Genomic DNA, 14,286 nt, shown 5'->3' with positions numbered 1-14,286 from the left:
ACAGGTCCTGATCCGACGGTAGGCGGTGCCCCGGTGCCCGGACGGCGGAACGGGGCACCTGCACGGCCTGCTCAGGACAGGTCCGGAACGGCGAGCAGCCGGGCCAGCGCGGGTGGGTCGGCGACGGTCACCGTGGCCGCCTGGTGTCGGGGCCGCCCGCCAGGCACCAGCGCCGGCACCGGCACGCCGAAGCGCAGGCAGATCCCGCCGGTCGCACTGGTGCCGAAGGTCGCACCGCCGTCGGCAAGCGACAGGTGCGGGCCGATCGCCCGCCACCAGCGGTACGGTCCGCTCAGCTCGACGGCGGTGACGTTGCCCCGGTCGGTCCGCAGCCGCCACGGCCCGTACCGGATCATCAGGTCCTGATCGGTGACGGCGACCCAGGCCGTCGCCGGGCGGACCCCGAGCAGCGCCAGCATCGGGCGGAACACCGGATCGAAGCGGAACGGAAACCGCGTCGCGACGCCGGTCACCGGGCGCCGGGCCGGGCGGTGGGCCGCGACACCGGGCCACCCGGCCGCAGAGGGCCGGGACGCGCGGGCCGGGGGCGGGCGGCGGGCCGACGCCGGGCCAGGACAATCATGGCGCGGGCGTACCCGATCCGAGCCCGCCGACACCCCCGGATCCGCACGCCCTTCGACGTGACCCCCGCCCGGCGTTCCCCCACCGCCGGCCGACACCCCCCGGGCCGGCCGACGGTGGCAGACGGTCGACACCCCCCGGGCCGACCGGCTGTCCCCCTGCTGACCGACCCGACCTCGGTCGGCCACTCGGGGTGGAACTGTGGGACGCGTCCCCGCGCTCCGCCGCCCCCCACGGGGCGGAGCGCGGGGACCCCCCGTCCCGGCTACTGCAGGAACGCCCCGAGGGGCGAGAGCAGCAGCCGGCCGAGCGCCGCGGCGTTGTCGTCCAACCGTGTGCGCTCACACTCTCGGGCGTCCGGATCGTGCCGGCACCGCCAGATCTTCTGCGCGTTACGCCAGGCGACATCGCGCGTGTACTCGACCAGTTCCCCCTGGTACCAGTCGTCGATGTCGCCGTTGAGCATGTCGATGAGCAGCTGCCACCGCTCCAGATAGCCACGGCGCAGGCCGGGGATCTTGTCGGCGAAGATGTTGTTGATCTCGAGGTAGTCGTGGTGCTGGTCGCTGCCGTCGACCGGCTCCGACTCCAGGTGGTCGAACGTGGTCACCAGGGCGAACGGCAGGTCGAAGTTGATGTGTGCGTTCACGCCCGCCGCCGCCGAGGGCAACGGGCGGGCGTCCGGCCCCCGCATCCGCTCGAAGAGACACGACCACGCCTTCGGGGTGCCAGGGCTGGAGTCGGTCCACAGCCGCATCGCGTCGAAGTACCGGGCGGCGAACTCGACGTCGAGGCGGGAGAGGAAGACCGGGTCGATGAAGCGGTCGTCGTACAGCCCGTCCAGCACACTGCTGGTGATGGTCAGGTAGAGCTTGTTGAAGTCAGCGAGGGGGCAGCTGGCCTCCAACGGAGGCAGCCGGACCAGCATGTCCTGGAGCTTGGTCAGGTGATCGACCACGGCCGGCACGTCCGCGGGGTGATCGGCGAGCAGGTCGACGATGTCCCGGTGCACGGGCCCCCAGACCGGTTCGATCATTTCTCCTCCATCGTGGTCGGCGGCATCCCCCGTGCCGTCGTCGACGCGGCCCAGCCTCTCAGCCGACACCCGCCCGTCGGATCAGTAAAACGACGTATCCCGGCGCGCACACGCGCCGGGATACGTACGCAGTGGTGGGTCAGGGCCGTTGGTTGCGCAACTGGATCGCGCTGGCCTGCACGCGGGTGCGGACCTGGAGCTTGTCGAAGATGTGCGACACGTGCACGCCGATGGTCCGCTCGCTGATGAACAGCCGCTGCCCGATCTCCTTGTTGGTCAACCCCTCGGCGACCAGGGCGAGCACTTCCCGCTCCCGGGCGGTGAGCGCCGCCAACTCGTCGTCGGACGCGTCGACCGGGACGCCGCGCGTGCCGGTGGTGGTGTCGCGCTCGTCCAGCGACACCCGCGCCCGCCCGGCCAGCTCGCGGATCTCCGAGGTCAACGGCACCGCGCCCAACCCCTGCGCCACCCGGTACGCCTCCCGCAGGAGCTTGCCGGCGGTGGCCACCCGGCTGCGCCGAGCCAGCAGCGCCTCGGCCTGCCGTAGCCGCGAGTAGGCGGCCGGATAGGGGTGATTGCGCCGATCCCACTCGGCGGCCGACGCGGCCCACAGCTCCGGGTCGCTGCCGTCGAGGCGGCTCACCTCGGCGGCGCACAGCGCCAGGAAGCCCTCCACCACCGAGCGCACCGGCCGGGCCGCCCCGGCGCTCTTGCGGGCCACCCTCTCGGCCACGTCCCGCAGCCGGCGCACCGCCGTCGGGTCCACCTCCACGGTGCGGCTGGCGTGCGCCTCCGCCTCGGCACGCAGGCCGTGCCAGACCAGCGCGGAAAGAATCATCACGTCGTCGGAACGGCTCTCGGTGAGGCCGCGCTGCACCGCCTGGCGGGCCACGTCGTGCCGACCCTCCCACATGGCCAGCCCGGAGCGCAGGGTGAGCAGCGGAATGACGTGCCGCGCCCCGCCGCCGGCGAGCAGGGTCGCCACCGCGTCGAGATCCCGACCGGCGGCCTCGATGTCGCCGTAGCCCACCGACAGCCGGCACCGGGCCAGCAGCAACTCCACGGCGTCCGCACCGGACGGTCGGTGCCGCAGGGCCGCAGCCACCACCTTCTCCGCCTCGGCCCACTGGCCCACCCGGAACAGCCCGTTGATGGCGATGGCCAGCAGCCGGGTGCCCCAGGTGCGGCCCAACCCCAGCTCGGCCACTCGTTCGGCGCCCCGCCGGGCCACCACCACGCCCTCTTCGAGAACGTTGAGCGGCCCGGTCAGCAGCTCCGCCAGGTGCAGGTACGCGCAGGCCACGTCCTCGGGCTGACCGGCACGCTCGGCGGTGTCGAGGGCGTCGCGCATGACCGCCAGACCGGCGTCCGGGTCTTCCAGACACGCCTCGCTGAAGCCCAGCGCCGAACTGGCCAGCACCACCTCGGTGGCCGAACCCTCCACGTTCTCGGCCAACGCCAGCGCCTCACGGGCCCGCTCGCCGGCGTCGGCGTACCGGCCCAGATGCAACAGCAGTTCGGCGAGGCGGGCGGCGGCGCTCGCCCGGTCCCGAGGGGAGCAGTCCCCCGCCTTCAGCGCCCGCTGGTATTCCTCCTCGGCCAGCGCGGAGCGACCGGCGGCGGCCAGGTAGCGGGCCCGGCGGATGTGCAGCGCGCAGCTCGGCTCGCCACCCCGCAGCGTGGCCAACTCCTCCAGCAGGGCCAACGCGCGGGCGTGCTCCCCACAGTGGTGGGCCGCCTCGGCGGCGTTCTCGAGCAACTCGACCCGGTCCACCGTCAGCGGGCCCGGCTCGGCGGCCAACTGCAACGCCGCCGACCAGTGCCGATGCGCCTCGGCGTAACCGTGCAGCCGCTCGGCCTCCTGGGCGGCGGCCACCGCCGCCGGCAGGGCTCGCGCCGGCTCGCCCGCCAGCCGCCAGTGGTGCGCCAGTCGGGCCTGGTGCAGCTCACCCGGGGCCGTGGTCAGCGCCTCGGCGTAGCGGCGGTGCAGCCCGGAGCGCTCGGCCGGCAGCAACTCGTGCGCCAGCACCTCGGCCACGAGGCGGTGCCGCAGCCGGTAGCCCTCGTCGGCGCCGACCAGCAGACGGTGCGCCACCGCGGCCCGGGCCGCGGCGATCAGCTCGTCCTCCGGCATCCGCAGCACCTCGGCCAGCAGCCAGTGCTGCACCGGCTCGACACCGGCGGCCACCGCGTGCACCACGGCGTGCGCGTGCTGCGGCAACGCGTCGACCCGGTCGAGGAAGATCTCCCGCAGCGTCTCGGACAGGCCGTCGCGGCCGTCGCGCAGATCACGCGCCAGCTCCTCGATGACGAACGGGTTGCCACCGCTGCGCTGCCACACCTGCTCGGCCGCGTCGGCGGCCAGCGTCCGGCCGACCACCGCTGCGGCGAGCGTCTCGGTGTCGGCCCGGCCCAGCGGCGCCAGGTCGAGCACCCGCACCGTGCGGAGTCGACGCAGCTCGGTGAGCACCCGGCGCAACGGATGCGCGCCCTGCAACGACTCGGCACGCACCGCCGCCAGCACCGACAGCTGAAGATCGCCCAGGCCGGCAAGCAGGTAGAGCAGGAGTTGCCGGGTGCTGCGGTCGACCCACTGGAGGTCGTCCAGGATCAGCACCAGCGGGCGACCCTCGGCGATCAGGTGCAGGCCACGGGAGACCCGCTCCAGCAGCGCGCCCGCGCCGTCCGGACCGGCGGTCTCGTCGGCGAACATCTGCAACAGCCCCCGCACCGCCGAGGAGGTGCGGGCGGGCGACGTGGACACCTCGGTGTCGAACCGGCGCAGCGCCTGCAACAGCGGGTGCAGCGGGGAGGCGTCGCCGATGTCAAGGCAGCTGCCGGTGAGCACGACGGCGCCCCGCTCCCGCAGGCGGTTGCCGATCTCACCCAACAGCCGGGTCTTTCCCACGCCGCTCTCACCGGTCAGGAAGACCGCTGCGGTCTGCCCGTGCGCGGCGTCACCGAGCAACGCGGACCGAACCGTCTGCACCAGCTCGGCCCGGCCCACGAGCGGTGCGGTGTCCACATCGCTGGCCATGCCACGCAGCCTAATCACAGGGCCCCGCACCGTTCTACGGCCGCCTACCGCTTGTGGTACTCCTCGCGTCGACTTTGCGACTAAAGGTTGCAGGTGGCCGACATACGTCGTTCTGCAGATCCCCCGTCGGCCGAGGAATGCCAATCTCCGGAGGTGATCAGGCAACAGCGGGGAGAAAGGCCGGTGCGATACCCATGACCACCAGCATCATCGTCGACACGCAACGGATCGTCACCCCGCTCTGGCCGGTACCTCAGGAGAGGCGCGTCGTCACTGTCCTCTTCGCGGACATCGTCGGCTCCACGGCCCTGGTGGACCGGCTCGACCCGGAGGACGTCCGAGCGTTGCAGCGGGCCTACTTCGACACCGTCGCCGGCGTGCTGCACCGCTGGCAGGGGGTGGTGGAGAAGTACGTCGGCGACGCCGTGATGGCGCTCTTCGGCGCTCGGCACTCCGACGGCTTCGACGCGTACCGGGCGGTGCGCGCCGGCCTCGAGATCCAGGCCGCGCTGGACCGGCGGCCCATGGTCGACGGCATCAGTCTGCGCGTCCGGGTCGGTGTCGCCACCGGCGAGGTCGTCGTCGACTTGGGCGACGTCGTCACCGGCGGGCACGGCGTGGCCAGCGGCGCCGTGATCACCACCGCGGCCCGACTGCAGGAGTACGCCGCGCCCGGCGCCGTCGCGCTCTGCGCGGCCACCGCCCGTGCCACCGCCGGCCTGATCACCCAGCGTCAGCTGACGCCGGTGCCGGTCGCCGGCCGGGTGCCGCCGGTGCCGGTCTGGCACGCCGTCGGCCCGGTACGCCCCGGTGCCGACCGGCACGACGGCCCGTTGATCGGTCGACGCCGCGAACTGGCCACCATCCGCGACCAGCTGGGCGCTGCCATCCGGGACCGGACGCCACGTTGGATCTCCCTGGTCGGCCCCACCGGCAGTGGTCGCAGCCGGCTGCTGCACGAGTTGACCCGTGGGTTGACCACGGTGGACGGATTGCCGGTCCGCTGGTGCGTGGCGACCTGCCAACCGTACCCCGATCAGGTCTTGGCGCCGGTCGCGCACCTGCTCCGCGGCCTCGCCGGGATCCGGCACAGCGACGGCCCGGCGGCGGTCCACGACCGCCTCGTCGCCGCCCTGACGCCGCTGTTCCCGCCGACCAGGGTGGCCACCGCGGTCCCGGCGCTGCAGCGGATGTTGACCACCCCGGACGGTTCGGCCGCCGCCCTCGCCGGCGCGGCGATCTGCCGGGAGGTCCTGCTGCGGGTGGCCGCCCACCGGCCGCTGATCGTGGCCGTCGACGACCTGGACCGGGCCGCGCCGGCGGTGAGCCGGTTCCTGCACGCGCTGTTCGGCGCGGCGACGGAGCGCGGGCTCCCGTTGGCCCTGCTCACCGTGCACCAGCCGCAGTGGACCGACACGCGGCCCGGTCCGGCCCGCCAGATGACGATCGGACCGCTGGCCACTGTGCAGTCCGGACGACTGCTGCGCCACCTGCTCACCCGGGCCGGGCAGCCGGTGGCCCTGGTCGACCGGCTGCTGCCGCTGGTGGGGGGCCGCCCCGGGCACGCGACGGCGTACGTCACCTCGCTGGTGGACGGTGCCGACCCGGCGGCGCTCCCGCTGCCCGAGGCGGTACGCCGGGCCGTCGGCGCGGAGCTGGACCACCTCGACGGTGAGCGGCGGGCGGTGCTGATGGCCGCCGGCACCCTCGGTGGCCTGATCTCCGGCGCGGCCGTGGACCGGGCACTCGGCTGGACGCCCGGCCGGTCCGCACCCGCACTCCGCCGGCTGGTCGCCGCCGGGCTGCTGCTCACCCACCACGTCGACGGGTACGCGTTCGCCGCGCCCGCGCTGCGCCAGGTCGCCGTCGAACGGTTGCCCCGCGCCCTGCGGACCGTCTTTCAACGCCGGGCCGCCAGCGTCCCGCACCTCGACACCGTGCACCGGGACACCAACCCGCCCGCTGGCACGGTCAACGGCTCGGCGGCAAGGAGTGCGGAGATCGTGCGCCTCGACACCGTCGGTGCTCGGACCGGCCGCCTCGACGCCGTCTTCGCGGCGCTGGGCTCGGCGGGGCCGGGCCGTGCCACCGGCACGACAGCGGCGAGACCAGGTAATCCCACCCCGACGATGGCGGCCCCTCCCGCCGCGTCGAGCCCCGGCGCGAACCGTACGGCGGGCCCACGCCGGCTCCGCGCCGTCGCCTCGGCGGGCGACGTACCGCCGACGCCGGCCACAGCGGTGTCCCGACCTCCGCGCGGTGCGGGCGTGGGCCCACTCCGGGACATCGGACGGGCCGCAGCGCCGATCCGCCCCACGCCGCCGAGTTCGGCTGGGCACTGGACACTCGCCGACGCCGGCACTCCGCCGGGCGTGGTGCGGGCATCACCCCGCCCACCGTTGATCCGCCTGGACGGCCTGCCCGCGTCTGCCTGACTGTGGGCATCGGGGCAGGTCAGGACGGTCGCCCACCGAACTGCCAGTTGTGCACCTCGACATCGGCGTACCGGTCCACCGTCAGGATGGCGCGCGCCGCGTCCGGGTGCGGCGCCCGGAGCAGGGCGGCGGTGCCGAGCCAGGTGACGCCGTCGTCGGCCAGCAGGGGCCCGTACGCGATCAGCTCGTCCGGGTCGGGTGGCACGGCCAGGTCGACGGCCTGCCCGGCGCCGAGGCCGAGCACCAGATAACGGTTGCCGCCGGTCCGGCCGCCGGGGAAGTCCCACATGGTGCGGCCCAGCGTGTTGCGCCACCGGCGCAGCAGCACGTCCCGGTACACGCCGGCCTGGTAGTTCGGCTCCTCGAAGGCGAACGCCCGCGCGGCGGCCGCGTCGGGCACGTCGACGATGTGCACACTGCCGGTGGGCGTGTCGCCGACGATTGTCGGGCCACGGGCGATCATCCCCGCCGCGTACCGGTCCATGTACGACCAGTGCTCGGGTAACAGCTCGTCGCGCAATGCCGCCGAGCCGGGCCGGTCACTGTGGTAACAGAGAAACTCCACGCCGCATTCTCGCCGGGTGCCCCTCGTCGACGGCGGGCCGGGTGCCGCCCTGGCCGCTACGGCACGGACGCCGAGGCCAGCAGCGCCACGAGGCGGACCTCGCCGACGGACGGTGTCCCGTGGGAACGGATGAGCCGCCCACCAGCGTGACTAGGATTGGTCCGTCATGCTGCTACGGGTGCTCGGGCCGCTTGAGGTCGAGGTCGACACAGGCGGGCCGGTCGACCTCGGCGGCCCCCGCCAACGCGCCGTGCTCGCGCTGCTGCTCGCGGCCCGCGGCGAGGTCGTGTCCGTCGGTCAGCTGATCGAGGATCTGTGGCGGGGTGACGCGCCGCCCCGGGCGATCGCCTCCCTCCAGGCGTACGTCTCGCATCTGCGCCGCCTCCTGGAGCCGGCCCGCGAGCCCCGCGCACCAGCGCGGATCCTGATCACCGCGCCACCGGGCTACGCGCTGCGGCTGCCCGCCGACGCCGTCGACGCCGGCCGGTTCGAGGCGCTGCTCGCCGAGGCGCGTGCGGTCGGGCCGGCCGACCCGGCTCGGGCACGTCAGCTGTTGAGCGACGGGCTCGGGCTGTGGCGCGGTGGGGCGTACGCCGAATTCGCCGGTGAGCCGTGGGCGCAGTCGGAGGTGCTGCGCCTGGAGGAGCTGCGGCTCGGCGCCCGGGAGCTGCTGCTCGACGTGACGGTGCGCTGCGGCGACGCGGCCGAGGTGGTGCCGGAGGCGGAGCTGTTGACCCGGCAGGCGCCGCTGCGGGAGGAGAGCTGGCGGCTGCTGGCGCTGGCGTTGTGGCGTACCGGTCGGCAGGGCGACGCGCTCGCCGCACTGCGCCGGGCCCGGGCGACCCTGGCCGACCAGCTCGGACTGGACCCGGGCCCGGCGCTGGTCGAGGTGGAGTCCGCCATCCTGGGCCAGCGACTCGACCTGCTGCCGCCAGTGGCGGCGACAGCGGTACGCGTCGAACGGCAGATGTCGGAGGAGGTCTTCGTCGGCCGGGAGGTCGAGTTGGAGGCGCTCCGGCAGGCAGCCGCCGACGCGGTGGCGAGCGGGCCGCGCGTCGCGCTGCTCGGCGGTGAGGCCGGGGCCGGCAAGACGAGCCTGCTCGCCCGGTTCCGGGAGGGGCTCACCGCCCACGGCTGGCTGGTCGCCGTGGGCCGCTGCCCCGAGGTCGAGGGCGCCCCGCCGGCCTGGGCCTGGGTCGAGGCGCTGCGGCAACTCGCCGAGCAGGCACCGCCGGGCGACCTCGCACCCGCGCTAGCCCCGCTGCTCGGAGGCGGCGACGGCGAGCCCGGCGGCGACGTCACCGCCGGGCGCTTCCGGCTGCACCGCGCCGTCGGCGCCTGGTTGGACGCCGCCGCGGCCCGCAGGCCGGTCGCCGTGATCCTCGACGACCTGCACGCCGCCGACGCCGAGACGTTGCTGCTGTTGCAGAGCGTCACCGAGATGACCACCGGCACCGTCCTGTTCGTCGCGGCGCTGCGGCCCGCCGACAACGCCGAGCGGCTCGCCGACACGATGGCCGTCCTGGCCCGCCGGTCACCGCAGCGGATCCCGTTGGGCGGTCTGAGCGCGTCCGAGGTCGAACGACTGCTCGGCGCGCTGGCCCGGACCACCGTCGACCCGGACACCGTCGCCGCGTTGGCCGAGCGGACCGGGGGCAACCCGTTCTACGTCCGGGAGTCGGCGCGGCTGCTCGCGGCCGAGGGCACGCTGGTCGCCACCTCCGACGTGCCCGAGGGCGTACGCGACGTGCTGCGCCGACGACTCTCCCGCCTCCCGTTGACGGCCGTCTCGGTGCTGCGTCTCGCCTCGGCCGTCGGTCGGGAGGCGGAGGTGCGGACGCTCGTCGACGCCGCCGGCACCGACGAGGGCACGGTCCTGCGAGCGCTGGAAGCCGGGCTGACCGCCGGGCTGCTCACCGAACCGGCGCCCGGGCGGGTGCGGTTCGTGCACGGCCTGGTCTGCGACACCATCTACACCGACCTGCCGCAGCTGCGCCGCACTCGCCTGCACGCCCGGATCGCCGCCGCCACCCGCCGGCTGCGGCCCGACGACTACCCGGCCCTGGCCCACCAGTACGCCCGCGCCGCGTCGGCCGACACCGCGCCGCTCGCCGTCGACTACGCCATCCGGGCCGCCGAGCTGGCCGAGCGGCGGTACGCGTACGACGCCGCTATCGAGCTGCTCGGCAACGCCGTCGAGGCCGCCGCCACTGTCGCCGGGGACCGCGACGCGCTGCGGGTCGATCTGCTCGGACGGTTGCTGCGCGCCCAGGCGCGGGCCGGCGCGGTGGCCGCCGCCCGGCAGACCCGGGCGCGGGCGATCGACGTCGCCGCGGCGTCCGGCCGCGACGAGCTGCTGGTCGCGGCGTTCACCGCGTGGACCGTCCCCACCCCGTGGCTGACCCACGAGTACGGCGTGGTGGACCACCGCGTGGTCGAGTTGCTCACCCGGCTGCTGCGCGCCGACGACCTGGACCCGGTCGCCCGCTGTCGGCTGCTGGAGGCGCTGGCCACGGAGTTGGACGGCGAGTCCGATCCGCGAGGCGTGGCGGCCGGACGGGAGGCGCTGGCCCTCTCACGACGGCTGGGCGACCCCGAGCTGCGCGCCCTCGGGCTGGCCGCACGGTTGCGCACCATGAGCTACGAGCGGGAGGCGCCGGAGCGCCGGACCTTCGCCCTGGAGCTGCGCGACCTCGCCGACGAGCACGGGCTGGTGACCTACCGTTCGGTCGCCGAGCAGGCGCTGGGCCACTGCGCTGCCGCGCTCAACGAGCCGGACGAACTGCGCCTCAGCGTCGCCCGGCAGGGGTGGCTGGCCGAGACGTACCAGCTGAACGAGGCGCAGACGATCAACCTGTGCTCGCTGGGCGCCCTCGCACACGTCGCCGGCGACTTCGCCGCCGCGCGGCGGCACTACGACCAGGTAGCCGTGCAGATGCGGCGGCAGGGCTCCCTGCACGCCGAGGCCTTCCACTACTTCTCCATCGGCACCCTGCTGATCAGCCAGGGGCGGTTCGGCGAGCACCTGGAGGCGACCCTGCGGATCCGGGGGTCGTTGGGCCCGATCGTCGACGACCTGCTGGCGCTGGCACTGATCGGAAGCGGACACCTGGACGAGGCGCGGGCCATGCCGATCGGGCGGCACACCTACCGCCCGGACTACTTCGAGTCGGCGCTGCTCACCGTACGCGGGATGGTCGTCGTGGCGCTGGGTCGACGGGACCTGGCCCAGCCGGTGATCGACGCGCTGCTCCCGGTACGTGACCAGTTGGCCGGTTTCTCCACCACCGCGGCCGTGGTGCGGCCGGTCGCGTTGACGCTCGGGGAGCTGTTCCGGCTGGTGGGCCGCGCCGAGGAGGCGACCCGGCACTTCACCCTCGCCGCCCGGGTGGCCCGCCGGTGGGAGTCGCCGCACTGGCTGGCCGAGGCGACGGCGGCCCTGGCCGACTGACCGTCACGGTTGGTGGATTCCAAGTCGGTTCCAAGCGACACCGAGCATGATCAACACATCTGTGCCAGTTGATCCCTCGGAAAGGTCACCGTGAACCAGAACCACCGCGAAGCCATGGCCGACGTGCGCGACATGTACATGGCGCACTCGGCGCTCCGTCGCGAGTTCAGCCTGCTGCCGCAGCTCGTCCGCGACGTCACACCGGGCGACGCCACGCGCGCGGAGGTCGTCGGCGCCCACGCCGAGATGCTCTGCCACATCCTGCACATGCACCACGAGGGCGAGGATCTCCTGCTGTGGCCCCGGCTGTTGGAGCGCGGCGGCGCGGAGGCCGCGGCGATCGTCCCCACCATGGAGGCCCAGCACCACGCCATCGAGGACGCCCACGCGGCGGTGGTCGCCCTCCTCCCCCAGTGGCGGCGCACCGGACGCGGCGGTGAGCAGCTAGCGGACGCCCTGGAGCAGCTACGTGCCGCGCTGATCGAGCACATGGCCCTGGAGGAGAACGAGATCCTGCCGCTGGCGGAACGGCACGTCACCGCCCGGGAGTGGATGCAGCTCGGCGAGCACGGCATGAGCAAGTCCCCGAAGAAGCAGCTCCCGCTGGCCTTCGGCCTGGCCATGTACGAGGGCGACCCGGAGGTGGTCAAGGCGGTGCTGGCGCACGCTCCGCTGCCGGCCCGGCTGCTCATGCCGATCATCGCACCCCGGCTGTTCGCCAGGCACGCGAAGCGGGTGCACGGCACCGCCACGCCCCCGCGCATCGGCGCCAGCGTCCGCTGAGCAAGGTCAGCGGCTCGCCCGACCCAGCTGAGTCGGCGGCTCGCCCGACGCGGCTGGGTCGCCGGGAGTACTAGCCCACCTGGCTGCCTCTGGCTACCGACGCCGGGGGCGCCAACCGCGCCACGGGCGGGAGCGGCGAGACATCCGGGGAGGCTTGGAAGGCCGCGATGGCGAGCGCGGCGAAGCGCCGTGAGGCGCTGACCTGAGCAGTCGGCGAGGTCACGCGGATACCGCTGTTGGCCATGAGCACGAGGATGACGTCGTCCAGGACGAAGTCGGGGCGAAGTCGACCCGCTTCCTTGGCGCGGCGGGCCAGTTCGTCGATCGCTCTGAGCGCGTATTCACGGCGCGCCTCGAAATCAACTGCATGGGGAAAGGTCGACATGAGAGCTGCGGTAAAGCCTCGGTCGCGTGCGTGCAGTTCACACATTTTCTCGATCACGAGACAGAAACCGTGCCACGGATCCGGATCGGCAAGGCCCTCGTCGACAACGCCGCGACACGCGTACATCTGTTCTGCGAATGCCTCGGTGACCAGCATCTCCTTGGTCGGGAACCGGCGGTACAGGGTGGCGGGTGCAACCCCGGCGCGCCGGGCAACCTCCCGCATCGGCACGTCCAGGCCGTCAACGGCGAAGACAGCGCGGGCGGCCTCGAGGATGCGCTCGCGGTTGTCCAGGGCGTCGGAGCGAAGAGCGTGAGGCAAACGATCGGTCACCACTCTCACTTTAGCGAGGCGGACAGAGGCGTGCGTTAGCGTCCGGATGCATGAGGGCTTTGCAATTTTCGAAGTACGGTCCCGCGAGTGTCCTTGAGGTATCGGAGGCACCGGAACCCCACGCCGGACCCGGCCAGATACGGGTGGCGGTTCGGGCGTCGGGTGTCAATCCGGCCGACACGTACGTTCGCGCCGGTCGATTCCAGGAGTGGATTCCGCTCCGCCTGCCGCACGTGCCCGGTGTCGACGCTGCCGGCGTGGTGGATGAGATCGGTGACGGGGTGACCACGGCTCGGGTAGGCGATGAGGTTTTCGGGATCACGGACTACGCCCAGATGGGCGGAGCGAACGCCGAGTACGCCGTCCTGGCCGCGTGGGCACGGAAGCCGGCCACCCTGACCTGGGAGCAGGCCGGGGGCGCGGCGGGCAACATCGAGACGGCCACCCGGGTGCTCGACCGGTTGGGCGTCAAGGACGGCACCACGCTGTTGATCGAGGGCGCGGCCGGCGGGGTCGGTACGACCGCGATCCAGCTCGCTGTCGCTCGCGGGGCGGCCGTCATCGGCACGGCCAGCGACCGCAACCATGAGTTCGTCGCCTCGCTCGGGGCGATCCCGACCACCTACGGCCCCAGGCTGGCCGAGCGTGTCCACACACTGGTGCCCGGCGGGGTGGATGTCGTACTCGACTGTGCCGGCTCTGGCTCCATGCCAGACCTGGTCGGCCTGGTCGCGAGCCCGGACAGGGTGGTGAGCATCGCCGACATCAACGCCGCGGCCTACGGCGTGCACCTGTCGCGCGGCTCTGGCCCCGGCGCGGACACACCGGCTCTCGAAGGAATCGCCGCCGCCAGCGAACTCGCCGAGCGGAGTCGTTTCACAGTGCCGGTCGCGGCCGTGTTCTCCATGGAAGAGGCGGCCGCCGCCCACGAGTTGAGTGAGTCCCGCCATGCGCGAGGCAAGATCGTGCTGAAGCCGTAGGTGCCCCACCCAACATCTGTCCACCTGACCCGAGCACGCGCGGCCGACCATCCGGCGTGGTGGGCGAGCGCCACGCAGGCGCGGTCCGTGGGACGGGTGCTCAGCGGGCGGCCAGGAAGGCCAGCACGCGTGGCCAGGCCGCCGCGGTGGCGTCCGGGGAGTACTCGGCCAGTTCCGGGTCGCTGAACAGGTGACCCACACCGGGATAGCGGAAGACCGTCAGGTCGGCACCGGCGTCGGTCAGCGCCTGCTGCCACTCGTCGACCTCGTCCGGCGCGTCGTACGGGTCGGGGTCGGCGAGGTGCAGCTGCACCGGCAACCCGGATCGGACCGCGTCCGGGGCGCCACCGGTGCCGTGCAGCAGGAGCAGACCGGCGGCGTCGGGGCGTTCTGCCAGCAGCGCCCCGGCCACACCGGCGCCCATCGAGAAGCCGGCGAGCACCGTCTCCGGTGGCAGGTCACGCAGCGCGTCGCGGGCCCGGTCCAGCACCACCTCCTGGCCGATCTTGTCGAGGAGCGCGAAGCCCTCCTCGACGGTGTCGGTGGCCGGGACGCCGTACAGGTCGGGCGTGCTGACCTGGTGCCCGGCGGCGCGCAACCGGTCGGCGGCGGCGCGCACGGCGGGCCGCAGCCCGTACACGGAGTGGAACAGCACGACGTGTGGCATCCGGTCATCCTGCCGCAGCCGACAACGCATCC

The 14,286-nt window shown here is 73.7% G+C and carries 10 protein-coding genes; 4 read left to right on the top strand and 6 right to left on the bottom strand.

The genetic code is table 11. The annotated features are described in order from the left end of the window. Positions 1 to 71 precede the first annotated feature (71 nt). The 3 genes from OH804_RS10905 to OH804_RS10895 all read right to left on the bottom strand — a co-directional run bounded on the left by OH804_RS10905 (position 72) and on the right by OH804_RS10895 (position 4,655). Positions 72 to 431, bottom strand: a complete 360-nt coding sequence (locus OH804_RS10905) for a hypothetical protein (protein ID WP_307788712.1) — start codon at positions 429 to 431, stop codon at positions 72 to 74. 416 nt (positions 432 to 847) lie between these two features. Further along, positions 848 to 1,618 carry a DUF5995 family protein gene (locus OH804_RS10900; RefSeq protein ID WP_091398349.1) on the bottom strand — a complete coding sequence of 257 codons (771 nt, stop codon included), beginning with the start codon at positions 1,616 to 1,618 and terminating at the stop codon, positions 848 to 850. A gap of 139 nt (positions 1,619 to 1,757) precedes the next feature. Continuing rightward, on the bottom strand, positions 1,758 to 4,655 hold the full coding sequence (locus tag OH804_RS10895) for an AAA family ATPase (protein WP_406064789.1): 2,898 nt from the start codon (positions 4,653 to 4,655) through the stop codon (positions 1,758 to 1,760). A gap of 194 nt (positions 4,656 to 4,849) precedes the next feature. Between OH804_RS10895 and OH804_RS10890 the strand changes: the two genes are divergently transcribed. Next, positions 4,850 to 7,090, top strand: coding sequence for an AAA family ATPase (locus OH804_RS10890; protein WP_406064787.1), 2,241 nt, complete (start codon positions 4,850 to 4,852; stop codon positions 7,088 to 7,090). A 19-nt stretch (positions 7,091 to 7,109) separates the two neighbouring features. On the opposite strand, the gene OH804_RS10885 is transcribed toward OH804_RS10890, so the two are convergent. Beyond that, complete coding sequence (locus OH804_RS10885) at positions 7,110 to 7,655, bottom strand: YciI family protein (protein WP_196923207.1); 546 nt, start codon at positions 7,653 to 7,655, stop codon at positions 7,110 to 7,112. Between the two features lie 166 nt (positions 7,656 to 7,821). Here OH804_RS10885 and OH804_RS10880 point away from each other — a divergent pair, with 166 nt between their 5' ends. Next, positions 7,822 to 11,106 carry a BTAD domain-containing putative transcriptional regulator gene (locus tag OH804_RS10880; protein WP_406064785.1) on the top strand — a complete coding sequence of 1,095 codons (3,285 nt, stop codon included), beginning with the start codon at positions 7,822 to 7,824 and terminating at the stop codon, positions 11,104 to 11,106. A 90-nt stretch (positions 11,107 to 11,196) separates the two neighbouring features. Next, positions 11,197 to 11,889, top strand: a complete 693-nt coding sequence (locus OH804_RS10875) for a hemerythrin domain-containing protein (protein WP_196923209.1) — start codon at positions 11,197 to 11,199, stop codon at positions 11,887 to 11,889. Between the two features lie 70 nt (positions 11,890 to 11,959). Here OH804_RS10875 and OH804_RS10870 read toward each other — a convergent pair whose 3' ends face one another. Next, on the bottom strand, positions 11,960 to 12,607 hold the full coding sequence (locus OH804_RS10870; protein WP_406064783.1) for a TetR/AcrR family transcriptional regulator: 648 nt from the start codon (positions 12,605 to 12,607) through the stop codon (positions 11,960 to 11,962). Between the two features lie 50 nt (positions 12,608 to 12,657). Between OH804_RS10870 and OH804_RS10865 the strand changes: the two genes are divergently transcribed. Next, complete coding sequence (locus tag OH804_RS10865) at positions 12,658 to 13,587, top strand: NADP-dependent oxidoreductase (protein ID WP_406064781.1); 930 nt, start codon at positions 12,658 to 12,660, stop codon at positions 13,585 to 13,587. 100 nt (positions 13,588 to 13,687) lie between these two features. Here OH804_RS10865 and OH804_RS10860 read toward each other — a convergent pair whose 3' ends face one another. Beyond that, the gene (locus OH804_RS10860) at positions 13,688 to 14,254 is read right to left on the bottom strand and encodes a dienelactone hydrolase family protein (RefSeq protein WP_406064779.1); all 567 of its coding nucleotides are present in this window, start codon (positions 14,252 to 14,254) and stop codon (positions 13,688 to 13,690) included. Positions 14,255 to 14,286 lie beyond the last annotated feature (32 nt).

The organism is Micromonospora sp. NBC_00860 (genome assembly GCF_045207375.1).
Lineage (GTDB): Bacteria > Actinomycetota > Actinomycetes > Mycobacteriales > Micromonosporaceae > Micromonospora > Micromonospora vinacea.
Note: the sequence above shows the minus strand (reverse complement) of the source record. Positions and strands in the feature narration are given on the sequence as shown.

What these genes read in the sequence shown, in the direction of transcription:
- OH804_RS10900 (WP_091398349.1), bottom strand. Translation starts at nt 1,618, where the DNA reads ATGATCGAACCGGTCTGGGGGCCCGTGCACCGGGACATCGTCGACCTG.
- OH804_RS10895 (WP_406064789.1), bottom strand. Translation starts at nt 4,655, where the DNA reads ATGGCCAGCGATGTGGACACCGCACCGCTCGTGGGCCGGGCCGAGCTG.
- OH804_RS10890 (WP_406064787.1), top strand. Translation starts at nt 4,850, where the DNA reads ATGACCACCAGCATCATCGTCGACACGCAACGGATCGTCACCCCGCTC.
- OH804_RS10880 (WP_406064785.1), top strand. Translation starts at nt 7,822, where the DNA reads ATGCTGCTACGGGTGCTCGGGCCGCTTGAGGTCGAGGTCGACACAGGC.
- OH804_RS10865 (WP_406064781.1), top strand. Translation starts at nt 12,658, where the DNA reads ATGAGGGCTTTGCAATTTTCGAAGTACGGTCCCGCGAGTGTCCTTGAG.
- OH804_RS10860 (WP_406064779.1), bottom strand. Translation starts at nt 14,254, where the DNA reads ATGCCACACGTCGTGCTGTTCCACTCCGTGTACGGGCTGCGGCCCGCC.